Raw genomic sequence first — 26001 nt, forward strand, 5'->3', positions numbered from 1 at the left:
CGTTTCGCTTATGCGAGATCGCCCGCGATGCCGAAGTTCACGTTGGCGATGTTCTTCGCGCTCTGCGTCGGCGTGACCGTCGACTGCGACTTCAGCGCTTCGGCGAAGGCGATGTTGCTGCCGTTCTGATTGAACGTCGTCTGCGTCTGATTGATGATCTGCTGCGGATTGAACGGCATCGAGAGCGTCGTGCCGTTCATCGAGATGAAGCCGGGAAACAGGACCGCGGAGCCGCCGCGCACCGCCGACATCGCACGCGTGTCGAGATCTTCGGTGACGGGAAGGTCCTTGATGGTCAGCGTCTTCATTTCCGCTCTCCTTGGGTGCGCATCGCGCATTCGGTGGTGGCTCGGAGCAACTTGTCTGCTCGCCGCCATTCAATGCACAGGCTGTGCCAATCGCGTCATGCGTCATGCGTTTTTCTCTGCGCGCCGCGCTGCATATGGGCTGCGCCGATTTACGCTGCATCTGTCCTTCTAAGCCGATGATGCTGCCCGCCCGACACTTCTGATCTTCACTGTCTGTTACCCGGCGACACCCGTGCGATTTGCAGCGGACGAACGATCCCCTCCGCGATACGCACGCGGATACGAGTTGGATGAAAGCAATCGGGAAAGGCGCCGCTCGATGCATCACGCGGCGCCCGGACTTACTTGACGTAGATCGTGATCTTTCGGGAATAGACGGGCGGGTTATGCGGTATGTGCTTGTCATCGCCCATCAAAAGCTGAAGCGTGTGCTTGCCCGGCGGCAGTTCGATCATCGTTTCGGTTTCGCCGGCGCCGTAGTGCAGAAGATTGCGATCCGATGGAATCTCCTGATCCATCGGCGGCAGGTCCACATCGATCAGCAAATGATGATGCCCCGTGTTCGGAAACTTCACGCCGCGCGGCGCGACGCCCATGAAACGCAGCCCGAACCAGACGCGGAACGGCTTGCCCGCGGGCACGGTCTGGCCATCGTTCGGAAAGCCGATGTACGCATACGCGTTGGCCGGCGCGGGCGTCGTCCCGGCGAGCGCATGAGACGCGGCGAACGCCGTCGCGAGCGTGGCGGCGACGAGGAGCGAACGCGGCAGCGCGAGCGCATCAGCGGATCGTTTGTTCATGTCATGTGCCCTCGGCAAGTGCACAGCTCATTTCACGATGATCGTGATCTTCTTCGAATACACCGGCGGGTCGTGCGGAACGTGGTTGTAGTCGCCCATCAGCAACTGCAAGGTGTGCTTGCCCGGCGGCAATTCGAGGCGAGCATCGGTTTCGCCCGCGCCGTAATGCAGGTGATTGCGATCGGACGGGATCTCCTGATCGAGCGGCGGCAGATCGGTATCGACGAGCAGATGGTGATGCCCCACGTTCGGCAGATCGACGCCCTTCGGACATACGCCCATGTTGCGCAAGCCCATGCGCACCCATAGCTTGCCGCCCGTGATCACGGCCCCGTCCGGCGGCCAGATGATGTACGCCTCGGCGTTCGGCGGCGCGGGCGTGCGGGCACGCGCGGCGGAAAACGACGAATCGGCGGCCAATGCGGCCAGGGAAGCCAGCGCGCCAAGCACGGTTCTTCTCAGCATGTTTTGCACGCCTCTCTCGTTGAAAGGCCTCGCGGATGGGCCAGGGAAATCGCTCCGGGCACGGACGAACGCTCGTGCTCGAGCGCGATGCGGATTACCTGATGCTGCGTCGCTGGTTTTTAGATTAGGACGTAACGTTTAAAAAAGATACGGTCACGCGGGGGGCCTGATTAACCTCATGACGGATACCTCCTTTCAGGGGATTAAGCGGCGTCTGAGCGCGTGCTATCGTTGTTGATGCCGTACCCGAAGCGTTGGCATCGCACGCGAATGCAGTGCGATGCCCTCAACTCAAAGCCGGACGGACAGGGTGTGAACATGTGGCGAACTCTTCTTATCGCGAGCGTTGTCCTGACGATCGGCCAGACGCTCGTATCAGCGAACGCGGCATCGGTCACAGCGCCGCCCTCTTCCCCGATCTCGACGATCGCACACGCGCCCCGTCATCTCGCGCTCGTGATCGGCAATGCCGACTATCTCGATCAGCCGCTCGCGAGCGCATCGCGCGATGCCGACGACATGAGCATCGCCCTGAACGCGCTCGGTTTCGACGTCACGCGCCGCACGAATCTCGACGAAGCCGCGATGCGCCAGGCACTCGATGCGTTCGCCGCGCGCCTCGGCCCCGACGATACGGCGCTCGTCTATTTCGCCGGCCACGGATTGCAGGCGGGCGGCGATGCGTTGCTCGTGCCGCTCGACGCGCGCGAGCAACGCCCCGCGACGCTCGTGCGCGATGCGATTTCCGCGCGGGACATCGTCGAGCGCATTACGCGGGCGCGGCCGGACGCGGCGAACATCGTCGTGCTCGACATGTGTCTCACCGATCCCTTCGAGACAACGCGCGCGCGGGCGTGGACGCTGCCGCCGCGCACGCTCGTCGCGTATGCGGCTGCGCCGGGCGATGCCGCATCCGAAGACGCGCGCAACGGTCGCTATACCGCGGCGTTGCTGCACGCGTTGGGCGCGCGGTCATCGGTGACGCCGGCGGCGTTCGCTGCGGCGGCATCGGATGTCGCGCGGGCATCGCATGGCGCGCAGCGGCCGTGGATCGCGTCCACGCTCGATGACGGCTTCGCCATCGCCGATACGACGTCGAACATGCGTATAGCGGACGCGACCGCCATCGTGCCTGCCGAATCCGCCAGCATCGTCCGCACGCGCGGCATTCTGCCGAAAGACAGCAACGAGCAGTACGAACTGACGTTCTGGGATTCGATCAAGGACAGCACCTATCCGAGCGATTACGAAGCCTATTTGAAGGCTTATCCGAACGGCCGATTCGCGGCGCTCGCGAAGGCGCGCATCGAGCGTTTGCGCGCAGCCGGAAATGCAAAGCCCGCCGCTTCCGCGCCACCTGCCGCGACCGCCGCACCGGCCGCACCCGCACCCGCACCCGCGCCGAAGCCGACGCCCGCGCCGTCCGCGCCGGCTACCGCTGCCGCGCCTGAAAAACCGCGCCCGAGCACGACGGCAGCGCCTGCCGCGCCGCCCGCCGCCGTGACCACGAAACCGGCCGCCAAGACGGCGAGCGGCGGCGAGATCAAGGATTGCCCGGCGTGCCCTGTGCTGATCCCGATCGCCGCGGGCAGCTTCACGATGGGCAGCAACAACGACGATCCCGCCGAGAAGCCGCCGCATCGCGTGTCGGTCGGGCGTGCGTTCGCCATCGGCAAATACGAAGTCACCGTCGAGCAATGGAACGCCTGCGCCGATGCGGGCGCGTGCACGCGCGTCGCGCCCGAAGGCGAATCGACGCCGCCCGGCAACGCGCCGATGCGCAACGTGAGCTGGGACGACGCGCAGGTCTACGTCAAATGGCTGAGCAAGGTGGGCGGCAAGCCGTATCGCTTGCCGACGGAAGCGGAATGGGAATACGCCGCGCGCGGCGGCACGCAATCGACGTACTGGTGGGGCGATCAGATGAAAAAAGGCACCGCCGACTGCAAGGATTGCGGCGATCCGTACAAGCCCGAAGCGCCGACGCCGGTCGGATCGTTCGCCGCGAACCCGTACGGCCTCTACGACATGAACGGCAGCGTCTGGGAATGGGTCGCCGACTGCTGGCACAGTTCCTACAAGAACGCGCCCGCCGATGGCCGCGCCTGGGACGATCCGTCGTGCAGCGTGCGCGTGATTCGCGGCGGCTCGTGGCGCGAAGGCGCGGCCTACATGCAGTCGGCGACGCGCTTCAAGTACAGCTCGAGCGTGCGGCAATCGCAGAACGGCTTTCGCGTCGCGCGGGACATGGAGTGAGGTTCATCCGCCCAGCGCTTTCAGGATGATCTGCGCCTGCGTGTCCCGCTCGATTTTCTTGAGCAGCGGCAGCGCCGCCCGAAAATCGTCGGGCGTGCAGACTTGCCTGCCGAAGCGGGCGTCGAGCGTGCGCGATATCTGGATCACGTTGGTCGACGGATCGAACACATAGCGCGCGCGATAACGAAAAACATCGCTTGTCAGATCGAGATCGTCGGGCACTTCGGCGACGTGCGTCGTCTTCGGCAGCGTGATCTGCGCGGTTTCGTCGAACGTGCCGCCGATGCACAGATACGGCTGCGTGCGCGCGCGCTCGGCGAGCCAGTTGCGCACCGCCGTCGCGATGCCGCCCGACAGGCTCGACAGCGCGGGCAATGCCGTCGTGCCCGTCGGCCAGACGATGTCGTCGAGCGTGCCGCGCAGCGTCGTCGCGAACGGGCCGCCGGTTGCATCGACGTCGCTCGTCGTCAACGCCCCCGCGCCGCGCAGATTCGTGTAACGGAGCCGGTCCGCCGCGATCTGGTCGCGCCGTTGCGCATTCGCGAGACGCAGGTTGATCCGCTCGATTTCCGCGCTCCATCCCGCGTCCTCGACCCAGTAGGCGAAGTTCGCCTCGCCCTTGTCCGCGACCTCGATCTGCAGGCGTGCCGTGCGCGCGAGCGGCTGCGTCGCGGGCGTGCGGGCCAGCGCGCCGGTATTCACGAGCAGCGCGGGCCGGTCCATGTCGGCGAGCGGCAGAAAGCCGAATTCGACGCTCGCCGCCGTGCTGTCGGCGAACACGTTCAGATCCGGCAGCCAGGTGACGATGTGGTTGATCGCGCCCGATCCGTAACTCGGCACCGACGGCAGCGTATAGACCGAACCGAGCCCGATGAGCGCGGGCTCGTTGCGAATGCCGACGGCATCGAGCAGCGCGCCGTAGAGCGCGACGTGATCCTTGCAATCGCCGTAGCGATTCGCGAGCACGTCCGTCACGCGATGCGGCACGGCCGGACTCTGCCCGATGAACATCGCGACGTAGCGGATATGGTGACGCACCCAGTCGTAGAGCGTTTTGGCTTTGGCGCGGTCGTCGGCGGCGTTTTGCGTGAGCGATTGCGCGAGCGCGCGGATTGCGGGATCGGTCGCGCCCGGATCGGCGGCGGCGTCGCGGTAGGCCTTCGCGAAGCTCGCGTAATCGGGAAAGGTCGTGACCATCAGCCGATCGCCGTATTGCGCATAGCCCACGGAGCCGCTTTCGATGCGCGCGAAACGATCGTGCCGGTACGTGAACGCGTAACGCGTGCGCCCGTTCGCCGTGACGGGCGGCTCGGCGACATAGCCGCGCGCATCGGCATAAAGCGGCTTGTCGGCGGGCAGATCGAAGACGAGCGTCTGCTGCACGACGGGCCGCTGCCCCGGATCGACGTAATAGTTGAATTGCCCGGGAATGACCGCCGCCGCCTGGCTCTTGCGAAAACGCAGATGCACGGTCGAGCCGATGCCCATCGCCGGAAAGATCACCGCGCGCAGTTTCGCGTCCTGAAACGTCGGCGCGCCCGCCGAGCGCGGCTCCTGAACGTCGCGGATCTGATCCGGCGAGACGTCGTGGCGCGCGCCGCTCGCATCGATCGAATAGGCCTCGACGATCTCCACCTTCGACACGCTCTTGTCATACCAGACGTAGCGCTGCGCGATTTCGTCGACGCCCGCCGACGTGTTCGCGCGCAGCACGGTGATGTCGTCTTCGGTGAGCGAGCCGTCGCTCGCGACGACGAACTCATGAGCGTCGCTGACGATCGTCGACGGGTCTTCGTCCGCCGCGACCGCCGCGCACGGCCACGCGCACGCGAACGCGATGTAGCACGCCATCCGGGAAATGTTGCGACGTGCCATGTCGAAGTGTCCGCGCCGCGCAAGGGAAAACTCATCGTACAGGAGGACATGGCGGCCGCGCACGCCCGTTCAACCGGATCAAAAGTGCGACGAATCCTGGGACGAATCGAAGCGCGCGACAATTTGTATCATATTGCGATACAATTTCACGATTGTCGCACGCTTGCTTTTCGCGCCCTCGATCCGGCCAGCCAGTGTGACCTTCCACTGACTCTTCCCGGAACGCTGAAAAGTGACGCGTATCGCATTGCTTCGCTGGCTCCAAGGCTTTCTTCCCGCTCCGGTCACGCTGCGCTGGACCGAGCGATTGCGCGCGGGGCTCGGCGCGCTGATCGGCATTGCGCTGACGGGCGGGCTGGCGCATCTGCTGATCGGCGATGCATCCGCGATTCCGTATCTCATCGCGCCGATGGGCGCGTCCGCCGTGCTGCTCTTCGCCGTGCCCGCGAGTCCGCTCGCGCAGCCGTGGTCGATCATCGGCGGGAACATCGTGTCGGCGACGGTCGGCGTCAGCTGCGCGATGTTCGTTCACGATCCCGTCGACGCTGCCGCGCTCGCCATCTGTCTCGCGATCTGCGCGATGTTCGCGCTGCGCTGCGTGCATCCGCCTTCGGGCGCGGTCGCGCTGACCGCCGTGCTCGGCGGGCCGTCGATTCACGCGCTCGGCTATGGCTTCGTGTTCGCGCCGGTGGCGATCCAGTCGGCGGCGCTGCTCGTGTCGGCGATCGCATTTCACGCGCTCACCGGGCATCGCTATCCGCACGGCCACGCCGCGCCGAAACCCGCGGTCGCGCCGCCCGGCGCCGACTCGTTCACGCGCGCCGACCTGCAGGCCGTGCTGTCGCGCCGCAGCGAATTGCTCGACGTCGATCCGGACGATCTCGAAGCGCTGCTTCGCGAAGCGCAGTTGCAGGCCTACGCGCGCCGGTTCACGGAGTTCACGTGCGCCGACATCATGTCGCGCGCGATCGTCTCCGTCACGCCCGAGACGAGCGCGCAGGCGGCGCTCGCGCTCATCGACAGGCATCAGGTGAAGGCGCTGCCGGTAATCGACGCGACGCGCCGCGTGTGCGGCATCGTCACGCGCGCGGACCTGGCGCCGGTGCGCCGCGACGGCATCGGGCAACGCGCGCAGCAGGCGATCGAGCGGCTGATGCGCGGCCCGTCGACGACGCCGCCGCTCGTCGCCTCGCTGATGACAACCGACGTCTGCACCGTGAAGACGAGCACCGCCATCGCCGATCTGGTGCCGATGTTCGCGCACTTGGGGCATCACCACATTCCGGTGGTCGGCGCACACGATCAGCTCGCGGGCATGATCACCGAAGCCGATCTGATCTCCGGCCTCTATCGACAATCGTTCGCGGGCGAGCGCAAGACCGCCTGAGCGCGTCCACTGAAATCCGATGAACACTCCGCGCAAACTCGACAAGCCGGACTTCGAGCAACTGTCCGAATTCCGCTATCAGATGCGGCGCTTCGAGCGCTTCTCCGAGCAGGCCGCGCAGAACGAAGGCATCACGCCGCTGCAATATCTGCTGCTCCTGCACATCAAGGGCTATCCGGGCCGCGAATGGGCAACGGTCGGCGAACTCGCGGAGCGGCTGCAATCGCATCATCACGGCGTGGTGGCGCTGGTCACGCGCTGCGAGGCGGCCGGGCTCGTGCGACGCGCGCAGAGCGAAGAGGATCGCCGTCAGGTGCGAGTGCATCTCGAAGCGCGCGGCGAAGAAGTGCTCACGCGCCTCGCCGCGCTGCATCGCGCGGAAATCAAGTCTCTCGATGGCGCGTTCCGCGTGCCGCAGATCGATTTCTGAATTCCTGGAGCGCCTTCATGGACCATCACAAACGTGACTTTTCGGTCAACGACCGGCTGCTGAAAATATGCGGACTCGCCGCCGTCATCGGCGGCATCGCCACGCTCGCGGCCGTCGTGCTCCTTGCGCTCATCCATCTGTTCACGAACCTGTTTTTCTTCGGCGCGCTTTCGCTCGAGGACAACTCGCCCGCGCTCAATACGCTCGGGCCGTGGGTGATCGGCATTCCGGTGATCGGCGGACTGATCGTCGGCATGATGGCGCGCTTCGGCTCGGACAAGATTCGCGGACACGGCATTCCGGAGGCGATCGAGGCGATCCTGTTCGGCAAGAGCCGCATGTCGCCGAAGGTGGCGATCCTGAAGCCGCTGTCGTCGGGGATCGTGATCGGCAGCGGCGGGCCGTTCGGCGCGGAAGGCCCGATCATCATGACGGGCGGCGCGCTCGGCTCGCTGATCGCGCAATGCATCGACGTGACCGCCGCGGAGCGCAAGACGCTCCTGGTCGCGGGCGCGGCGGCGGGCATGACGGCCGTGTTCGGCACGCCGGTCGCGGCGGTGCTGCTCGCGGTCGAACTGCTGCTATTCGAATGGCGGCCGCGCAGCTTTCTGCCGGTCGCGCTCGCTTGCGCGGTCGCGGGCTTCGCGCGCGCGGCGGTATTCGGTACGGGCGCGCTCTTTCCGCTCGAAACGCCGCCGCCGCACATGATTTCGCTGCTTTCGTGCCTCGTGGCCGGGCTGTTGTCGGGCGCGCTGGCGTCGGGGCTGTCGGCTGCGCTCTACAAGCTCGAAGACCTGTTCCACAAGCTGCCGATTCACTGGATGTGGTGGCCGGCGCTCGGCGCGGTGATCGTCGGTATCGGCGGATATCTCGAGCCGCGCGCGCTCGGCGTGGGCTACGACGTGATCGGCGATCTGCTGCATCAGCACATCGCGATTCAGGTGGCGCTGTCGATTCTCGCCGTGAAGGCGATCATCTGGGTCGTCGCGCTGGCTTCGGGCACCTCGGGCGGCGTGCTCGCGCCGCTATTGATGCTCGGCGCGGGCCTCGGCACCGCGCTCGGCGCGATCCTGCCCGGCCACGACACCGCGCTCTGGCCGCTCGTGTGCATGGCCGCGACGCTCGGCGCGACGCTGGGCGCGCCGCTCACCGCGATCGTCTTCGCCTTCGGCCTCACGCACGATGCGAACGCGCTCCTGCCGCTGCTCGCCGCGACGCTCGTCGCGCACGGCTTCGCGACCGTCGTCATGAAGCGCTCGATCATGACCGAGAAGATCGCGCGGCGCGGTTATCACATCTATCGCGAATACGGCGTGGATCCGCTGGAGCGCCATCACGTCGATGAAGTCATGACGCGCGACGTGCTGACGATCGACGCCGCCACGCCGCTTTCCGACGTGCTCGCGAAGCATTTCGGGCCGCAACAGGTGCATCGGGCGTATCCGGTGGTGCGCGAAGGCGTGCTCGTCGGCATGCTGGACCGGGCGTCGCTCGGGACGTTGATCGGGGCGTCGCCGCTGGCGCAGTCGGGCGTCAGCATCGGCGATGCCTTGCAGCGCATGGAGCACGGCGCGCCGGCGTTCGCGCTGCCGGGCGAGCCGTGCCGCCTTGCCGCGACGCGTCTCGCCGTGCATGAACTGGAGCGCCTGCCGGTGGTCGCGGACGAGGCGTCGCGGCGGCTCGTCGGCATCGTGTCGCGCAGCGATCTCGTGAAGCCCGCGCGCGCGCACTTCGACGAGGAACATCGGCGCGAGCGCTTCAGGGGCTTTCGGCGGACGGCGCCGGCGCTGAAGAAGCACTGAAGGATGCGAGGTCGGCGCAGAGATCGGCGAGCGGCTGCGTCCAGTCGCCCAGTTCGGTCTGACGATAGAGCCGCATCGACGGATACCACGGCGTGAAGCGCTGACAGTCGAGCCAGCGGCTGTCGCAGGCCCGCGACAGCAACACCCGCACCGGCCGATTCAGCGCGCCGGCGAGATGCCCCGTGCCCGTATCGATGGTGACGAGCAGATCGAGCTTCTCCAGCACGCGGGCCGTGTCGCCGAAGGTCGAGAGATGCGGCGCGATATCGGTCACGCCGTGGCGGTTCATGATCGCGCGTTCGTCGTCGCCGAGTTCGCCGACTTGCAGCGAATAGAACTGACAAGCCTGATTCGTCAGCAAGGATTCGAGCCGCTGAAGCGGCATCGAACGATACGGTTCGTGCCGCACGCCGCTCGCGCTTCTCCAGATCAGGCCGATTTTCGGGCGCGTCGTTTCGACGTTCAGCAGCGCATTGGCGTCATCGGACAAACGCTTGGCCGGATCGATGGCGATGCGCGCGGCGGGATTTTCCATCGGAAAGTATGGCGAGCGTTGATAGCGCGCGTAGAGACTGAAACCGAAGGTCACGCGATCGCAGCACGCGAGTTCGGCCGCGCGCTGCTCTTGCGTCGCCATCGACAGCTTGACCTGCTCGCTCTGTCGGAAGACTTCCTCCCAACCCGAAAATTGCTCGGAGACGATCATGCTCGCCCCTTCGCGCAGCAGCGCGTCGATGTAGCGCGAGAACTGCACGAAATCGCCGAAGCCGCCCTCCGCGGAAATGAAAATTCGCTTGCCCGCGACGGACTCGTCCATGCCGAGCAGCTTGTCCGGGAGCGCGCCGGCCCAATCGGGATCGGATTCGAGAACGAGTTGATGAAAGACTTCGGCATACGATCTGCCGCGGATCGTGCGATAGCGTTCGTTCGCCTCGTGAAACTTGCCGAGGGCGAACTGCACCATGCATAGCTCTTCGGTCAGCGCGTATCGATTGGCCTGCGAAAGCGGCTCTTCGAGTCCGAGCTTCAGGAATTTCTCGGCTTGCGCGTGCATCCCGAGAAAGCTCAGGTCGACGCCGAGTTGGGCAAGCCAGCAATCCGGGTTCGCCGACGCGGCGAGTTGCGCGGCGAGCGCACAGGCTTCGGCGGCGCGTCCTGCTGCTCGCAAAGTGCGGATGAGGTCGAGCGGCGCCATGTCTCGTATGTTGTCGATATCGGCCATGCTGATTTTTTGTAGGAAGGCTGCGGGCGGGAGGCGGTATGTTAGTTCCCCGATGCATCGCGAGCGCAAAAAAGCGTCAATCCAAGGTAGATGTATCGGCCCAATGCGGGAAGGCACTTTGCGTCAAAAGGCGTTTCGGGGAGAGAAAGAATCGTGGGTGGCACTGGGCTGTGCCGATGAAAGCATCGGCGTCGGATTGCGCGTTCGCTGACGAACGTTCGAAACGGATCGCCCGATGTTCTCTACTATGCAAACTCCCCCGCTGACATCGCCCCGCCCATGCCCAACCGCCGCGCTTTCCTCCGCCTGACCGCCGCCGCGCTCGCCACGCAGGCATTCGACACGGCACAGGCAGCCCAACCCATGCACACCCGCCCGATCCCGTCGACGAAAGAGCCTTTGCCCGTCATCGGCTGCGGCACCTGGCGCACCTTCGACGCCGGCGACGACCCCGCCCGCCGCCGCGAGCTCGCCGAGGTCCTGCGCGCGCTTTTCGCCGCGGGCGGCTCGGTAATCGATTCATCGCCGATGTACGGCTCCTCCGAAGCCGTCGCGGGCGCGCTGCTCGCGCAATCGCATACGCGCGACAAAGCGTTCATCGCGACGAAAGTCTGGACCGACGGACGCGAGGCCGGCATCGCGCAGATGGAGCAATCGCTGCGCTTGTGGCAGACCGATCGCGTCGATCTCATGCAGATTCACAATCTGCTCGACTGGCGCACGCATCTCGCCACGCTGCGCGACTGGAAAGCCGCCGGCAAGGTCCGCTACATCGGCGTCACGCATTACACGTCGAGCGCGTTTGCGCAGGTCGAGGCGGTGCTGCGCTCGGAGCGCATCGATTTCGTGCAGATCAACTACGCCGCCAACGACCGCGATGCCGAAGCGCGCCTTCTGCCGCTCGCCGCCGAGCGCGGCGTCGCGGTCATCGTGAATCAGCCGTTCGGCGGCGGATCGCTGCTCGCGGGCCTGCGCAACCGGCCGCTGCCGGATTTCGCGCAGGAAATCGGCTGCACGTCGTGGGCACAGCTCCTGCTGAAGTTCGTGCTGGGCAACCCGGCCGTGACCTGCGTGATCCCCGGCACCGGACGCCGCGAATATATGATCGATAACGCGCGCGCGGGCATCGGCAACTATCCCGATGAAGCGATGCGAAAGCGCATCGCCGATGCGGTCGCGTAAGGAGATGAGCATGAGCGATCCGTACGACCTGCAGCGTTTCGTCGACGCACAGGAAAGCGTCATCGACGACGTGCGCGCCGAGCTTTCCGCCGGCCACAAGCGCACGCACTGGATGTGGTTCGTGTTCCCGCAGATCGTCGGCCTCGGGCACAGCGCAATGGCGCAGCACTACGCGATTTCGTCGCGCGACGAAGCCCGCGCCTATCTCGCGCATCCCGTGCTGGGCGCGCGGCTCGTCGAGCTGACGCGTATCGTCAACGGGCTGCAGGGACGCACTGCCGGGCAGATTTTCGGCTATCCGGACGACATGAAATTCCATTCGTCGATGACCCTTTTCGCGCACACCGCCGACGATCCCGCCGTCTTCGAAGAAGCGCTGCGCCGATATTTCGACGGCCAGTCCGACGAGGCGACGCTTTCCCGCCTGACATGACGGGCATGGCCGTTGCGCTTCGGGAAACGTCCACTTTTTCCGGGAGCGCAAGCCATGGGCCAATCCTTCAAGCTGCACGATCACGTCCGCTGGAATACGCCGCAAGGCGAAACGACGGGCCGCATCGTGCGCATCGTCACCGAGCGCACGACGCTCGACGGCCACACGGTCAACGCATCGCACGACGATCCGCATTTCGAAGTCGAAAGCGACAAGAGCGGCAAGCGCGCCGTTCACAAAGGCGACGCGCTCAAGCGGATCTCGCATTGACCGCGCGCACCGCACGTTCGCACTATTGCAGTGCGCGCGACGCCACCTGACACCGTTCCTGCAGAAACCACGATAAACGTTCAAACTTCTACCGCGCTGGAAGCTTGAATCGCGCATTTCAATTGAACCGGATTGCCCCAATCCTTTGAGGAATCGAACCAATGAAATCGAAACTCGTGGCACTGCTCGTTGCATCGTCGGCACTTGGCCTGACTTCCACGGCATCGTTCGCCCAAGTCGCAGGCACGCAGCCGCTCGGCGTATCCGTCGAAGTATCGACCGCCATCATCGATGGCTGGAGCATCAAGAAATCCGTGTTGAACAAGCCGGTCGTCAACGAACAGGGACAACGCGTCGGCGTCATCAACGACATCATCGTCGCGCCCGACAAGTCCGTTTCGTTCGCGATCATCGCCGCTAACAAGTTCCTCGGCGTGGCGCGTCACGACGTCGCGATTCCGATCGAGCAACTGGACGTGAAAAACGGCCAGTTCGTGCTCGCGGGCGCGACCAAGGAGGCGATCAAGGCGCTGCCCGAGTTCCAGTACAACAAGGTGAAGGCGACGCCGATCCCGCGCGCGCAATTCGAGCATCATTGATTCGCCGTAGTGCCTGACGGGGCGGCCGCGCGCCGCCTCGCCCGAATTCAACCGGAGCCAGCCGATGTTCAAAGCCCTCATCCTCGACAAACAGGACGACCGCACGGTCGCGTCCATTCAGTCGATCGACGAAGCCCGACTCGCTTCATCCGGCGATGGCGGCGACGTGCTCGTGCGCGTCGACTTCTCCACGCTCAACTACAAGGACGGACTCGCGATCACCGGCAAGGCGCCCGTCGTACGCACCTGGCCGATGGTGCCGGGCATCGACTTCGCGGGTGTCGTCGAGACGAGTTCGCATCCGGATTACAAGCCCGGCGACAAAGTCGTGATGAACGGCTGGGGCGCCGGCGAAACGCATTGGGGCGGGCTCGCGCAGAAGGCGCGCGTGAGCGCCGCTCATCTGATCGCGCTGCCCGCGAACATCACGACGCGCCAGGCGATGGCCGTCGGCACCGCGGGCTATACCGCGATGCTTTGCGTGCAGGCGCTGGAAAAGCACGGCATCGGCGCACAGGACGGCGACGTGCTCGTGACGGGCGCGAACGGCGGCGTCGGCAGCTTCGCGGTCGCGATTCTGGCAAAGCGCGGCTATCGCGTGATCGCGTCGACGGGCCGTCCCGAGGAAGCCGCGCGGCTGCGCGAACTGGGCGCGGCGGATATCGTCGAGCGCGCGACGCTTTCCGAGCCGGGCAAGCCGCTGCAGAAAGAGCGCTGGGCGGCGGCCGTCGATTGCGTCGGCAGTCACACGCTCGCGAACATCTGCGCGAGCCTGCGCTATGGCGGCGCGGTCGCCGCGTGCGGCCTCGCGCAAGGCATGGATCTGCCGGCGTCGGTCGCGCCGTTCATCCTGCGCGGCGTCGCGCTGCTCGGCGTGGACAGCGTCTACGTGCCGCGCGAGCGGCGCATCGCGGCGTGGCGGGCAATCGCCGATGAAGTGCCGGTCGCGACCATCGAAAGCGTCGCGACGACGATCCCGCTCGCCGATGCGCCCGACGTCGCCGCGCGTCTGCTGCGCGGCGAGGTGAAGGGGCGCGTGATCGTCGACGTGAACGCCTGAAGCGGCGTCAGAACGTGCTCCAGCCGTCGGCGGTGGCGGGCTGCGCCACGGCCGCTTGAGCGACGCGCGGCGCGGCTTTCGCAACCGGCGTGCGCGGCGCGTGCGCCACGCGCGGCGCGGCCTGCGTGATCGCAGCCGCCGCGCCTTCCACCGTGAAGAACGCGACCGCCTCGTTGAGCCTGCGCCCCTGCTCTTCGAGCGACGTCGCGGCGGCGGCGGCTTCTTCGACGAGCGCGGCGTTCTGCTGCGTGACCTCGTCCATCTGCGTGATCGCGAGATTCACCTGCTCGATGCCGCGCCCCTGCTCCGCGGACGCCGCCGCGATCTCCTGCATGATGTCCGTCACGCGCGCGACGGCCTGCGTCACTTCGGCCATCGTCGTGCCCGCTTCGCTTGCCAGCAGCGAGCCGTCGCGCACCTTGCCCACCGAATCGGCGATCAGTTCCTTGATTTCCTTCGCCGCCGTCGACGAACGCTGCGCGAGGCTGCGCACTTCGCTCGCGACGACCGCGAAACCGCGGCCCTGCTCGCCCGCGCGCGCCGCTTCCACGGCCGCGTTGAGCGCGAGAATGTTGGTCTGGAACGCGATGCCCTCGATGATGCCCGTGATATCCGCGATCCTGTCCGAGCTGTCGCTGATGCCGTTCATCGTGTTCACGACTCGGCCGACGACATCGCTGCCCTTCTTCGCGATATCCGACGCGTTCGATGCAAGCGAACTCGCCTGCTGCGCGTTCTCGGCGTTCTGACGCACCGTCGACGTGAGCTCTTCCATGCTCGCCGCCGTCTCCTGCAGGGAAGCGGCCTGTTCTTCGGTGCGCTGGCTCAGATCGGTATTGCCGGTCGCGAGCTCCTTTGCCGCGCCGCCGACCGCGCCGCTGCTTTCGCGCACGCGGCTCACGATGTCGGTGAGGCGCGCGTTCATCGTGGCGAGCGCGCGCAGCAAATCGCCCGTTTCGTCCTTCGTATTCGCGACGATGCGGCTCGTCAGATCGCCGCGCGCCACCGTCTGCGCGATGCCGACCGCCTCGCCGATCGGCGCCGTGATCGAGCGCGTGACCAGCACGCCGCCGATCACCGCGAAGAGCGCCGCCACCACGCATAGCGCGATCAGCACGTTGCGCTGCGTCCGATAGCTCGCCTGATCCGCGCGCACGATTTCCTCGCGGCGCGTCGCGGTGTAGGCCGCGTAGTCGTCGGTGGCCTTGACGAGTTGCGCGAGCAGCGGACGGCACTCGTCGTCGAGCGCCGTCACCGCTTCCTCGTGCTTGCCCGCGAGCGCCAGCCCGGCGATCTTCGTCGCGACGGGACCGTACAGCGCCTCCACGCGCATCATTTCGGCGGCGAGACTCTTCGCCTTGTCGCTCGTATCGCTCGCGCTGGCGAGCATGTCGTTGAGTTGCTTCAGGCGCGCCTGCACGTCCTCGTGGGCGCGCGTGGCTTCGGCTTGCTCGAGTTCGATATCGGACGGTTTCGTGACGAGCACGAGATTGCGCGCGGCGATCGCGCGGCGGTCGACGGCCGTGCGAATCTGACCGGCGACATCGGCGCGCGCGTTGATGCCGTTGACATAGTGCGCGAAGCCGTCCGTCGCGACGGACAGCGCGCGCAGCGACATGCCTGCCACCAGCACGACCAGCACCGCCAGAATGCCGAAGCCAGCGATCAGCCTGTTCTTGATCGTGATGTTCTTGAGGTTCATTTTCAGGGTTCTCTCAGGGTCCGTTCGGGGGACATACGGCGTCCGTGTGATCGCTTCGCGCGGCATACTGCTACGCGAGCGAACGATCGAGCGCAAAAGATGCGCGACGCTCTAAAGCTGATTACGGCTCACGATTTTTGGACTGAAGGGAAAAGATGCAATTAGTCTGCACTTTGTCCACGACGTTCGGTAATACCGTTACCATACAGATGCGCGAAGTTAGGTAAGCATTTCATTTTCTTTCCACGAACTTCTACATTCCGATGCCCGAGATCCTCGATCACCGCACGCCCGGATTCGCCGATGCGCTCGCGACGCTTCCGCCGACGCCAACCGCCGGTCTCGCCACGAACGAACGCTACTGGGATGCGGTGCGCGCGCTGTGGCGTCACTCCGACGAGCTCATCAACCTTGAGAACGGCTTCTGGGGTGCGATGACCGAGCCGGTCAAGGCGATGTTCCATTACTGGACCGAGCGCGTGAACCGCGAGACGACGCTTCTGATCCGCCCGCATCTGATGTCGCTGTATCAGGGTTTGCGGGAGCGCGTCGCGATCGAAATGGGCTGCGCGGTCGAGGAGATCGAGCTGACGCGCAACGCGACCGAAGCGCTGCTCGCGCTCATCAGCGGCTACAACCGCCTCGCGCCGGGCGAGACGGTGCTCTACAGCGATCTCGATTACCCGTGCGGCAAGGACGCGATGGAATGGCTGCGCGAGCGGCGCGGCGTCACGCCCGTGCGTATTACGATGCCGGAGCCCGCGACGCGCGAAGCGGTGCTCGACACCTACGCGAAGGCGCTGCGCGCGCATCCGCGCACGCGGCTCGTGCTGTTGTCGCACGTCTGCTTCGCGACGGGCCTCGTGATCCCGGTCGCGGAGATTTCGGCGATGGCGAAGGAAGCCGGCGCGGAAGTGATCGTCGATGCCGCGCATTCTTGGGGGCAACTCGCTTTCGACGTGCCCGACTTGAACGCGCCGTTCGCCGCGCTGAACCTGCACAAGTGGATCGGCGCGCCGCTCGGCTGCGGCGCGATCTACATCCGGAAGGGACACGTCGCGTCGATCGATCCGTATCTCGGCGACCGCTCCTGGCCCGCCGACGATATCCGCGCGCGCGTGCACACCGGCTCGCCGAACTTCGCCGCGTGGTTCACGCTGCCGTCGGCGCTGGACGTGCATCGGCGCATCGGTGCGAAGGCGAAGGAAGCGCGTCTGCGTGCGTTGCGCGATGCCTGGGCGAAGCCCGCGAGCGAGCTTCCCGGCGTGCAGATTCTGACGCCGCACGATCCGTCGATGACCGCCGGCATCACTGCGTTCCGCCTGAACGGGCGCGCGACGAAAGCAGGTTGCGATGCGATCGTCGCCGCGCTGCGCGATCGCTTCGGCGTCTTCACGGTGACGCGGCCCGGCCCCGACGCGGGCGAAGTCGTCCGCGTGACGCCCGCGCTCTTCTCGCGCATGTCGGATGCCGAGCGTCTCGTCGAAGGCATCGCGGCGCTTGCGCGCGAAGCGAAGTAAGCGTCAGCGCGTCACCGGCCGTGCGTCGAGATGCTCGATCAGGCGTTCGAGCGCGTCCGAGCACGGCGCTTCGACTTTCAGCGCGAGGAGCGCGTCGGCGCGTGTCTTGCCGATGTTGATGGCCGCGATCGGCTTGCCGCTTTTCGCGGCCCACTCGCAAAAGCGATAGCCCGAATACACCATCAGCGATGAGCCGACGACGAGCATCGCATCGGCGGCTTCGAGCGAGCGTGCCGCGTCGTCGACGAGCGCGCGCGGCACGCTCTCGCCGAAGAACACGACGTCGGGCTTGAGCACGCCGCCGCAGCGCGTGCAGCCGGGCACGTCGAAGGCGGCGAAATCGAGATCTTCGATATGCGCGTCGCCGTCGGGCACCGCGGGCGCCGTATAGCCGACGAAATCCGGATTCGCCGCTTCCAGCATCCGCTGCACGGCCGCGCGCGTATGCCGCTCGCCGCATTCGATGCAGCGCACTCGCCCGATATTGCCGTGCAGCTCGATCACATCGGGATTGCCGGCGCGCGTGTGCAATCCGTCGACATTCTGCGTGACGAGCCGATGTACCCGGGAACGCGCGGCGAGCGCGCGCAGCGCGTGATGCGCGGCGTTCGGCTGCGCGTTCTGCACGACCGGCCAGCCGATGAGGCTGCGCGCCCAATAACGCCGGCGCGCGTAGTCCGAACCGAGAAAGTCCTTCAGCAGAATGGGCGCGCGGCCCGTGCGCTGGCCTTCGCGATCGCGATAACAGGGAATGCCCGATTCCGTGCTGATGCCCGCGCCCGACAGCACGAAAAGCCGCGGATGCCGCTCGACGAATTCATGAAGCTGCTGCACTTGCCGTCCTTTTTTCGCTTGTCCGAGCGATTTGCTCTGGTGGAAATATAAGGCGAAACCGCCCGCGCCGCTGGCTGCGCATCCGGCCTTACCACTTTTTCGATATTGAAATTGGCTTGACCAAATCGGCGCGCATCGTTAGATTGACGGACGCCCCACTCCAACGACATATCGAGACATCCAGCATGCTGACCGTCATCTGCGAAACGCCCGGAACCCTGAAAGCCGAACAGCGCGAGAAACCGCAGCGCGCCGACAACGAAGTGCTGCTGCGCGTGAAGCGCGTCGGCGTGTGCGGCACGGACCTGCACATCTTCACCGGCAATCAGCCTTATCTGTCGTATCCGCGCGTGATGGGCCACGAGTTGTCGGGCGTCATCGAGGAAGCGGACGCATCGAGCGGGCTGAAGGCGGGCGACACCGTCTACGTGATGCCGTATCTGTCGTGCGGCAAGTGCATCGCGTGCCGTCAGGGCAAGACGAATTGCTGCGTGAACATTCAGGTGCTCGGCGTGCATCGCGATGGCGCGTTCACCGAATATCTGAATCTGCCCGCGCAATTCGTCCATAAGGCCGAGGGCGTCACGCTCGATCAGGCCGCGATGGTCGAATTCCTCGCGATCGGCGCGCACGCCGTGCGTCGCGCGGACGTGCAGCCGGGGCAGCGCGTGCTGGTTGTCGGCACGGGTCCGATCGGCATGGCGGCCATCACCTTCTCGCGGCTGCGCGGCGCGAACGTCACCGCGCTCGATACGCGCGAAGACCGGCTCGCGTTCTGCAAGCGCGAACTGAAAGTGGACGCGACCGTGCAGATCGGCGAGCAGGACAAGGAACAACTGTCGACGCTCACGAATGGCGAATTCTTCGATGTGGTGTTCGACGCGACCGGCAATTCGCGCGCGATGGAACGCGGCTTCGAATTCATCGCGCACGGCGGGAAGTACGTGCTGGTGTCGATCGTGCCGGATCGCATCTCCTTCGCCGATCCGGAGTTCCACAAGCGCGAAGCGACGCTGCTCGCGAGCCGCAACGCGACGCCCGAGGACTTCGAGACCGTGCTCGCCGCGATGCGCAAGGGCGAAGTGCCGACGGATGCGCTCAACACGCATCGTCTGAGGCTGAGCGATGTGCCGACGCAGTTCTCGTCGCTGCTCGATCCGAAAGCGGGCGTCGTGAAAGCGATCGTCGAATGCTGACGGGTTGAATCAGGGCGCGCCGCGTACAAAGCGCGGCCGTCCTTGCGCGTCGTGCCACGGCTCGGCGCTTTTGCACCAGATTTCGTACTGCGGCGGATAAAGGCCGGTTTCATCGAAGATGCCGGTCGGCACCTCGATTTCGTCGACGCCGTCGAACGCCAGATAGACCGGCGATCCGCACAGCGGGCAATGATGCCGCCTGCCCGTCGCGGAGCTCGCCCACGCGACCGTGTCGCCGCTCACGGCAAACGCATCGCGCGGAAAGATCGCGTAAACGCCGAACGGCGCACCGTGGATGCGCCGGCACGTCATGCAGTGACACAGATTCACTTCCTTCGGCGCGCCCGCGACGCGCACCCGCACCGCGCCGCACGCACATCCGCCTTCGTGAAGCGGCTGATTCATCGGGTGAAGTAGCCGCGGTTCTGCATGCATTCGCTGTAGGCGCGCCAGTAGCGCGTCATCGGCGGCTCGGGCGGCGGCAGCGGCGGCATCTTCATGTCGCCGCCGTAGATCGCGTCGGATGCGCCGGATGCGCCCGCCGCCATCGATGCGGGCATCGCCGGCATGCCGGGCATCGCGCCGGATGCGGGATGCGGCAAGGCGGTCACGCCCGTCGCGCCGGACGCACCCGACGCGGCGATCGCCGCCGATGCGCCCGATGCAGGCGCCGCCGCAGACGCCGCGAGCGCACCCGATGCGCCCGCCGCACTCGCCGGCAACGGCGGCTCGACCGGACGCGGCGGCGTGAGCGTGCGCGTGTCGCGCTGCGCCTGAGCGTCGCGCGATGGCGCTTGCGACTCGCGCGCCATGTTCACTTTGGTCGTCTGATTGGCGTAGCCGTAGCAGGCGGCGTTATCGATCGACTGCTGCCACGCGCTCTGGCTGCGGCCTGGCACGGTGAGCGGCTGTTGCGCGAAGGCGGCGCCACACGCCGCGAGCAAAACGAATCCCGCGTAAGTGGAAGGTCTCATTGGCTTGCAGTTCCCCGATGCGGTTTTATTAGTCGTTGCAGTTTCTTGCGCCGCTCGGACACACTTCGAGCGACGCGAGTCTGCGCCGGGCCTGCTGTCAAGGATACCGCGCCCGCCGAACCGTCCACGCCAGAAGCACTGGCATCTTCCGCCAACTTTCAGACGATGCGCGGCGCGGCGCACATTTGCCGCGATGAACCGCGCATCAGAACTTCATGCCGACGCCAAGGCCGATCACCCACGGATCGATCTTGAGCGAGCCGAGATCGGCGCCGCCCGCCGATGCGCTCGTTCGCATCCAGATCTTCTTCACGTCGGCGTTGACGAACAAATTCTTCGCCACCTGTACGTCGACGCCCGCCTGCAACGCCGGGCCGAAGCTGCTGTGCTTGATCGACACCGGCGTGTCGCCCGCCTTGAGCTTGTCGTTGTAGAAGTACGTATAGTTCACGCCCGCGCCGACATACGGACGCACGCGCCCCGCGTGATTGAAGTGATATTGCAGGAGCAGCGTCGGCGGCAGCACGCCCACGCCGCCAAGCCCGCCGATGTTCGACGTCACCTGATGCCGCGACGTGCCGAGAATCAATTCCACACCGATGTCATCGCGGATCATGTACGTGAAATCGAGCTCCGGCACGATCGCGTTGTTGACGTTGACACCGAGCGTGCCGAGCGTGCCCCCCGCTGTCACATCGGGCTGAATGCTGATCGCGCGCAGGCGAACCAGCACATCGCCGGCGTGGATGCCGCCCATGGCATCGCTCGACGATGCATCGCCTGCCGCCTGCGCCGCGCCCGCGAACAACGCCGCGCATGCCATGACGATTGCCCCGAGACCCTTTCTCATTTTTAGCTCACTCACGTTAAAAGTGAGAATTGTCCGAGCGAGGGTCGGTCGCGCCTTTGACCACAATCAACGCGCGCCAGACGCGCGCCGCCTATCGCGGCAAGCCTTGCGCGCGGACAAGCATGCTTTACGCATCGGCGGGTCTGCGACCGCGCGCCACTTGCGGGCGGGTCCGCGCCTTGCTGAACGAAGAGGACGTGCAGAACAAAGGGAGGAAGCAGATGAGACCCACAATCGGCACACTCGGGCGCATGACGGGGATTCTGCTCGGCGGCACATTGGCCGTCGTGGCGAGCGCGCAGCAGGCGCCGCAAAAACCGAACAAGCTCGATTACGACAGTACGCCCGCGTATCAGGAGAAAAACGTGACGCCGCCCGCTGCGGCCGCCGCGAATGCCAGCGATGCGCTGAAGACGCGGCCGGGCAAGACGTCATCGGGCAAGGGCGCAGCGCCCGACCGGCCGAACGGACTCGGCTTCGACTCGGGCGCGAGCGGCATGAGCAAGAAGCAGTAGATCACGCGTCGGCCGGCTTGTCCGGCCACGGCCACGTCGAATAGCGCGACGGCTTTTCCGCTTCCGCTGCCGGCGTGGCTTCGTGCGCAGGCGCCGCGCTCGTTGCGACTTCGGGGAGATCCTCGCCGAACCACGGCACTTCCTTGCGCCGCTCTTCCATGTAGGCGTTCCAGCCCTTCGCGTTGTCCGCGAAAAGATCGTGCTTCACGGTGTTCGCCAGCATCGGGCGATTCAGCGTTTCATCGAGCAGCGCTTTCGGCCAAACGAAAAACGCACCCGATGCACGGCGGATGAAATCGCGCGGCGGCATGGTCGCGTCGACGAAGCCGAGCAGCGTGAAGCCCGCGAGCGCGTCGTTGCCCTTCACCGCTTCGCCGATGCTCGCGTATTCGTCGGCGCATTGGCTCAGGCAAAACACGGACTCCAGCACGTCGCCGAGATGCAGCAGCAGTGCGCGTCGTTCGTAGGGATCTTGCGTGGCGGTCTCTTGTTTCGTCATTCGCTGTTCCGATATGTCGAGGGTGGATTCTGCGGCGCGCGCACTGTCGCACGGGCCGCGTTCATCTCGAATTTTAGCGAACCCGGCGTCACGCGTCGGCGCGCCAGCGCCCCGATCACTTCACAAAGCGCGTGCGAAAGCTCAGTCGATAATCATTCGGCGATACACCGAGCCTCCGCGTGAACACGAGCCGCATGCGGTCCGCCGTGCCGAAGCCGCAGTCGTAGGCGACGGTTTTCAGCGGCGTGTCGCTGCTTTCGAGCATATTGCGCGCCGCGTCGACGCGCGCCCGTTCGACGAACTCGTGCGGCGTCAACTGCGCGAGTTGCACGAAGGCGCGCGCGAAGTTGCGCTCGCTCATGCCCGCGACGCTCGCCATGCGCGCGACGGACAGCCGCTCGCCGATGTGCTCCATGACGTACGCCTGCACTTTCGCGACCGGCGACGTGTCGTCGGCGGGGGCGCTCAGATAAGGGCTGAACTGCGATTGTCCGCCGCGCCGCTGCGCGAATACGACGAGCCGTTTCGCGACCGCGAGCGCGACTTGCGCGCCGTGATCTTCGGCGACGAGCGCGAGCGCGACATCGATGCCCGCCGTCACGCCCGCCGACGTGACGAGATTGCCGTCGCGCATATAAATGCGATCGAGTTCGACGCGTGCGCGCGGAAAACGCTCCGCGAGCCGCGGCGCATTCTGCCAGTGCGTGGTGACATTGCGGCCGTCGAGCAGGCCCGCGTGACCGAGCGCGAATGCGCCGGTGCAGATCGAGCCGTAACGCTCGCAGCGCGACGCCGTATCGACGAGCCAGGCGTCAAGGCGCGGATCGGGTTCATCGACGGGAAGGCTCGGACCGCCCGCGACGAGCGCCGTGCCGTAATGGCGATCGGCTTTGTCGAACGGCAGATCCGCGACGAGCCGCGTGCCGTTCGACGCGCGCACGATGCGCTCCTCCGGTCCGACAAGCGTGATCTCATACGCGTCCGAGGCAGCGATGAAGCCGTTCGCTTCCGCGAAGACATCGACGGGACCGGCCACATCGAGCGCCTGCACGCCCTGAAAGATTGCGATTGCAACTGTCGGCATCGGAGAGAAAGTCGGTGATGAGCGCGCGTGGCGGAAGACGGCGTGCGCCTGGCAGAGTTCGACGCGTCGTTTCGATTGAGACGCGAGCGCCTTTTGAAGAGACTGAAGGCATCGGACGCGCTGCGCGATTTTAGCAACGCACGACGCTTCGCGTCTTTCATCGACTCACATTCCGGAGCTTCAAACATGAGCGAAATCATCGCAGGCATCAGCATTCCCGACAGCCAGATGGCGCGCGAAGCCACGCAACTCGTACGCGATACGGAACCCGACCTGCTCTATCATCACTCGCGCCGCGTGTTCCTGTTCGGCGCGCTCGCGGGCGAACGCAAGCGGCTGAAATACGATCCCGAACTGCTTTATATCGGCGCGATGTTCCACGACATGGGCCTCACCGATGCATACAGCAGCCCGCACGACCGCTTCGAAGTCGATGGCGCGAACGCGGCGCGCGATTTCCTGCGCGGGCATGGCATCGGCGAAAGCGAGATCGAGCAGGTGTGGGATGCGATCGCGCTGCACACGACGCCCGGCATTCCGCAGCACAAGAAACCGGTGGTCGCGCTCGTCACGGCGGGCGTCGAGATGGATGTGCTCGGTCTCGCCTACGACGAGTTCAGCGCCGATCAACGCCGGCTCGTCGTCGCGGCGCATCCGCGCGAGGCGAACTTCAAGGAAGGCATCATCGACGCCTTCGCCAAAGGGACGATCGCCAAGCCGGAATCCACTTTCGGCAACGTCAAGGCCGATGTCCTCGCGCTGAAAGACCCGAACTACAGGCGCCTGAACTTCTGCAGCATCATCCTCGGATCGGCGTGGAACGATCAGCCGCACGATCATGCGACGTGCCGCAATCCTTCGCATCGACACGCGTAGTTCAGCGACAAACGCGATACGGACCCATGTCGACGTGAAAGTGCGTCTTGTGCAAGGCGTTGTAGTCGGGGCCTAATGTGGTATCGAAGGCATGACACGCGCCTTCGTGAACGCGGCGCAGGAACTGGCCGTCGGGCGACGCGGCATCGTCCCAACGAGCGAGCGTGATGCGGCGTCCGTCATCGAGCACGAAGCCGGTCAGATCGATGGCGTTCGCGCTCGCGTGCTGGCTCAGCGCCGCGTCCTGCTGATGATTCACATTGCGGCAAGCATAACTGCCGACATGCTCGATGCGCGCGATGCGCTCGCCATACGTATCGAGCGCGGCCGCCTGAAGATATTGATGCTCGAAGTAGGCGATGCCGAGCGCGAGCGGACACGTCGCGAGAAACGGCGCGCTGAAGCGCACGTCTTGCGATTGCGTGACGCGTACGACGCTTTGGAGCGCGCATCCGCCCGGTCCGGTCGCATCGGCCATCTCGCGATAGACGAGACCCGAGCGCGCGAGCGCGGCATCGCAGCGTTGCGCGTCGTGCATCGTGCGCCATAGTTTGAAGCGCGTGAGCGGACCCTGCGGCGCGCGCACGTCGAGCGGTGCGAAAGGATCGTAACGCTCGGGCAGCACGATGCGTTTCGAATAGACCGCGTAGCCGAACATCGCCGCGCCGGCGAGCAACGCGAGCAACAGCCATCCGACGATGCGTGCGATCACGCGTGATCGGCCGTGTGGGCCGCGCTCACGCGCTCGGCGAGCTTGGCGTCGTAGCTCGAATGTACATGCACGCGCTTTTTCTCGGGATACGCGTACGAATACGCCTTGCGCAACGCGAGCGACGCTTCGTGAAAGCCCGACAGAATGAGCTTCTGCTTGTTCGGATAGTTGGCGATATCGCCGACTGCGAAAATGCCCGGCCGCGACGATTCATAGTTGGACGTATCCACTTCGATGCGGCCGCCGCGCACGTCGAGATTCCATGTCGCGATCGGCCCGAGCTCCGACACGAGACCGTAGAGCGCGACGATCTTGTCGACGGCCAGATCGGTCGAGCCTTCCACCTGCTTGATGCGTGCGCCGCGCAGCACGCCATCGGGCGCATCGAGCGATTCGATCATGCCGACGACGAACGACATCTCACCGGCTTCGACCGCGCGCTTGATCGTCGCGACGGAATTCGCGGCTGCTGAAAACCCGTTGCGCCGATGCACGAGCGTGAGCTTCCTGGCGATGTCCTTCAATGCGAGCGCCCAGTCGAGCGCCGAGTCGCCGCCGCCCGCGACGATGATCTCCTTGTCCGCGAAATCGGCCGCGCGCGAGACGCTGTAATGCACGTCGCGGCCTTCGAGCGCGGCGGCTTCGGGCAACTGCAGACGCTGCGGAACGAACGCGCCGTTGCCCGCGGCAATGAGGATCGCGGCGCAATCGAAAGTCATGCCGTTTTCGGTAGTCACGGTCCAGCGATGATCGTCATCGCGCTGCGTGACGGATTGCACGCGTTGATCGAGGTGGATCGGCACGTCGAAGGGACGAATCTGTTCCAGCAGGCGATCGACGAGCTCGCGCGCGGTGCATGAGGGAATCGCGGGAATATCGTAGATCGGCTTGTCGGGGTAGAGCTCGATGCACTGTCCGCCGATGCGGCCGAGCGTATCGACGATCTGGCACGAGAGGCCGATGACGCCCGCCTCGAAGGCCGCGAATAGCCCGACCGGGCCCGCGCCTATGATCAACACGTCGGTTTTTATCGCTTCGCTTTGAGGTTCCATTTCGGGGTTCTTTCCTTGGCCTGCTGACTTTTTCAGCATTCTTCGGGCCACGATACAGAAAGCGTTCTCTCGCGGCAACGAAACCCCTTGCGGCTTAG

General features: G+C 65.6%; 26 protein-coding genes and 1 pseudogene. 13 read left to right on the forward strand and 14 right to left on the reverse strand.

The features are described from left to right. Positions 1–8: 8 nt before the first annotated feature. The 3 genes from NCT05_RS19825 to NCT05_RS19835 all read right to left on the reverse strand — a co-directional run bounded on the left by NCT05_RS19825 (position 9) and on the right by NCT05_RS19835 (position 1573). Positions 9–308, reverse strand: a complete 300-nt coding sequence (locus NCT05_RS19825; RefSeq protein WP_008353246.1) for a hypothetical protein — start codon at positions 306–308, stop codon at positions 9–11. 341 nt (positions 309–649) lie between these two features. Then, on the reverse strand, positions 650–1108 hold the full coding sequence (locus tag NCT05_RS19830) for a DUF4399 domain-containing protein (protein WP_250503005.1): 459 nt from the start codon (positions 1106–1108) through the stop codon (positions 650–652). Positions 1109–1135: 27 nt separating this feature from the next. Beyond that, positions 1136–1573 carry a DUF4399 domain-containing protein gene (locus NCT05_RS19835; RefSeq protein ID WP_033537047.1) on the reverse strand — a complete coding sequence of 146 codons (438 nt, stop codon included), beginning with the start codon at positions 1571–1573 and terminating at the stop codon, positions 1136–1138. 318 nt (positions 1574–1891) lie between these two features. Here NCT05_RS19835 and NCT05_RS19840 point away from each other — a divergent pair, with 318 nt between their 5' ends. Further along, positions 1892–3829, forward strand: a complete 1938-nt coding sequence (locus tag NCT05_RS19840; protein WP_250503006.1) for an SUMF1/EgtB/PvdO family nonheme iron enzyme — start codon at positions 1892–1894, stop codon at positions 3827–3829. Between the two features lie 3 nt (positions 3830–3832). Here NCT05_RS19840 and NCT05_RS19845 read toward each other — a convergent pair whose 3' ends face one another. Next, positions 3833–5680 (reverse strand): DUF3857 domain-containing transglutaminase family protein, encoded by a 1848-nt coding sequence (locus tag NCT05_RS19845; protein WP_502800889.1) that lies wholly within the window; start codon positions 5678–5680, stop codon positions 3833–3835. A 256-nt stretch (positions 5681–5936) separates the two neighbouring features. Here NCT05_RS19845 and NCT05_RS19850 point away from each other — a divergent pair, with 256 nt between their 5' ends. The 3 genes from NCT05_RS19850 to NCT05_RS19860 are packed head-to-tail and all read left to right on the forward strand — an operon-like array spanning position 5937 to position 9323. Next, positions 5937–7091, forward strand: coding sequence for an HPP family protein (locus NCT05_RS19850; protein WP_008353239.1), 1155 nt, complete (start codon positions 5937–5939; stop codon positions 7089–7091). 19 nt (positions 7092–7110) lie between these two features. After that, positions 7111–7521, forward strand: a complete 411-nt coding sequence (locus NCT05_RS19855; RefSeq protein WP_008353238.1) for a MarR family winged helix-turn-helix transcriptional regulator — start codon at positions 7111–7113, stop codon at positions 7519–7521. 17 nt (positions 7522–7538) lie between these two features. Then, positions 7539–9323 carry a chloride channel protein gene (locus NCT05_RS19860; RefSeq protein WP_250503008.1) on the forward strand — a complete coding sequence of 595 codons (1785 nt, stop codon included), beginning with the start codon at positions 7539–7541 and terminating at the stop codon, positions 9321–9323. On the opposite strand, the gene NCT05_RS19865 is transcribed toward NCT05_RS19860, so the two are convergent. After that, positions 9280–10545 (reverse strand): glycosyltransferase family 9 protein, encoded by a 1266-nt coding sequence (locus NCT05_RS19865; RefSeq protein ID WP_250435879.1) that lies wholly within the window; start codon positions 10543–10545, stop codon positions 9280–9282. The genes NCT05_RS19860 and NCT05_RS19865 overlap by 44 nt on opposite strands. Before the next feature lie 279 nt (positions 10546–10824). Here NCT05_RS19865 and NCT05_RS19870 point away from each other — a divergent pair, with 279 nt between their 5' ends. The 5 genes from NCT05_RS19870 to acuI all read left to right on the forward strand — a co-directional run bounded on the left by NCT05_RS19870 (position 10825) and on the right by acuI (position 14089). Then, a complete protein-coding gene (locus NCT05_RS19870) occupies positions 10825–11727 on the forward strand; it encodes an aldo/keto reductase (RefSeq protein ID WP_008353233.1) in 903 nt (300 codons plus the stop codon). Positions 11728–11737: 10 nt separating this feature from the next. After that, on the forward strand, positions 11738–12160 hold the full coding sequence (locus tag NCT05_RS19875; RefSeq protein ID WP_008353230.1) for a DUF1810 domain-containing protein: 423 nt from the start codon (positions 11738–11740) through the stop codon (positions 12158–12160). Between the two features lie 54 nt (positions 12161–12214). After that, entirely contained in the window at positions 12215–12430 is a 216-nt protein-coding gene (locus NCT05_RS19880; protein ID WP_034471954.1) for a hypervirulence associated TUDOR domain-containing protein, read from the forward strand. A gap of 161 nt (positions 12431–12591) precedes the next feature. Then, the gene (locus NCT05_RS19885) at positions 12592–13029 is read left to right on the forward strand and encodes a PRC-barrel domain containing protein (RefSeq protein WP_008353227.1); all 438 of its coding nucleotides are present in this window, start codon (positions 12592–12594) and stop codon (positions 13027–13029) included. 64 nt (positions 13030–13093) lie between these two features. Then, the gene (gene acuI, locus NCT05_RS19890) at positions 13094–14089 is read left to right on the forward strand and encodes an acrylyl-CoA reductase (NADPH) (RefSeq protein ID WP_008353225.1); all 996 of its coding nucleotides are present in this window, start codon (positions 13094–13096) and stop codon (positions 14087–14089) included. Between the two features lie 7 nt (positions 14090–14096). Here acuI and NCT05_RS19895 read toward each other — a convergent pair whose 3' ends face one another. Continuing rightward, positions 14097–15791: a methyl-accepting chemotaxis protein gene (locus NCT05_RS19895; RefSeq protein WP_250456805.1), complete on the reverse strand. Its 1695-nt coding sequence runs from the start codon at positions 15789–15791 to the stop codon at positions 14097–14099. Between the two features lie 263 nt (positions 15792–16054). Here NCT05_RS19895 and NCT05_RS19900 point away from each other — a divergent pair, with 263 nt between their 5' ends. Then, a complete protein-coding gene (locus tag NCT05_RS19900) occupies positions 16055–17311 on the forward strand; it encodes an aminotransferase class V-fold PLP-dependent enzyme (RefSeq protein ID WP_250440643.1) in 1257 nt (418 codons plus the stop codon). Between the two features lie 3 nt (positions 17312–17314). Here the strand turns inward: NCT05_RS19900 and NCT05_RS19905 are convergent. Further along, a pseudogene (locus NCT05_RS19905) lies at positions 17315–18151 on the reverse strand (NAD-dependent protein deacetylase); the annotation flags it as partial. 179 nt (positions 18152–18330) lie between these two features. Here NCT05_RS19905 and NCT05_RS19910 point away from each other — a divergent pair. After that, the gene (locus tag NCT05_RS19910) at positions 18331–19341 is read left to right on the forward strand and encodes a zinc-binding alcohol dehydrogenase family protein (RefSeq protein WP_250503009.1); all 1011 of its coding nucleotides are present in this window, start codon (positions 18331–18333) and stop codon (positions 19339–19341) included. A 9-nt stretch (positions 19342–19350) separates the two neighbouring features. Here the strand turns inward: NCT05_RS19910 and NCT05_RS19915 are convergent, their stop codons facing one another. The 3 genes from NCT05_RS19915 to NCT05_RS19925 all read right to left on the reverse strand — a co-directional run bounded on the left by NCT05_RS19915 (position 19351) and on the right by NCT05_RS19925 (position 21138). Next, on the reverse strand, positions 19351–19746 hold the full coding sequence (locus NCT05_RS19915; RefSeq protein ID WP_250503010.1) for a GFA family protein: 396 nt from the start codon (positions 19744–19746) through the stop codon (positions 19351–19353). Beyond that, entirely contained in the window at positions 19743–20315 is a 573-nt protein-coding gene (locus tag NCT05_RS19920; RefSeq protein ID WP_033537049.1) for a hypothetical protein, read from the reverse strand. The genes NCT05_RS19915 and NCT05_RS19920 overlap by 4 nt, the downstream gene beginning before the upstream one ends. Before the next feature lie 205 nt (positions 20316–20520). Next, on the reverse strand, positions 20521–21138 hold the full coding sequence (locus NCT05_RS19925; protein ID WP_250435981.1) for an OmpW/AlkL family protein: 618 nt from the start codon (positions 21136–21138) through the stop codon (positions 20521–20523). Between the two features lie 248 nt (positions 21139–21386). On the opposite strand from NCT05_RS19925, the gene NCT05_RS19930 reads away from it, so the two are divergent. Continuing rightward, complete coding sequence (locus NCT05_RS19930) at positions 21387–21680, forward strand: hypothetical protein (RefSeq protein ID WP_144403815.1); 294 nt, start codon at positions 21387–21389, stop codon at positions 21678–21680. 1 nt (position 21681) lies between these two features. On the opposite strand, the gene NCT05_RS19935 is transcribed toward NCT05_RS19930, so the two are convergent. Continuing rightward, the gene (locus NCT05_RS19935; RefSeq protein WP_008353214.1) at positions 21682–22179 is read right to left on the reverse strand and encodes a hypothetical protein; all 498 of its coding nucleotides are present in this window, start codon (positions 22177–22179) and stop codon (positions 21682–21684) included. A gap of 115 nt (positions 22180–22294) precedes the next feature. After that, the gene (locus tag NCT05_RS19940; RefSeq protein ID WP_250503011.1) at positions 22295–23263 is read right to left on the reverse strand and encodes a GlxA family transcriptional regulator; all 969 of its coding nucleotides are present in this window, start codon (positions 23261–23263) and stop codon (positions 22295–22297) included. Positions 23264–23449: 186 nt separating this feature from the next. Between NCT05_RS19940 and NCT05_RS19945 the strand changes: the two genes are divergently transcribed. Next, positions 23450–24139, forward strand: a complete 690-nt coding sequence (locus NCT05_RS19945) for an HD domain-containing protein (protein ID WP_175979397.1) — start codon at positions 23450–23452, stop codon at positions 24137–24139. A gap of 1 nt (position 24140) precedes the next feature. On the opposite strand, the gene NCT05_RS19950 is transcribed toward NCT05_RS19945, so the two are convergent. Together NCT05_RS19950 and NCT05_RS19955 are read right to left on the reverse strand one after the other, a co-directional pair. Next, positions 24141–24851 (reverse strand): extensin-like domain-containing protein, encoded by a 711-nt coding sequence (locus NCT05_RS19950; protein ID WP_250503012.1) that lies wholly within the window; start codon positions 24849–24851, stop codon positions 24141–24143. Next, positions 24848–25903, reverse strand: a complete 1056-nt coding sequence (locus tag NCT05_RS19955; protein ID WP_250503013.1) for an NAD(P)/FAD-dependent oxidoreductase — start codon at positions 25901–25903, stop codon at positions 24848–24850. Before NCT05_RS19955 ends, NCT05_RS19950 begins: the two co-directional genes overlap by 4 nt. Positions 25904–26001 lie beyond the last annotated feature (98 nt).

This window comes from Caballeronia sp. AZ7_KS35 (assembly GCF_023631045.1).
GTDB lineage: Bacteria > Pseudomonadota > Gammaproteobacteria > Burkholderiales > Burkholderiaceae > Caballeronia > Caballeronia zhejiangensis.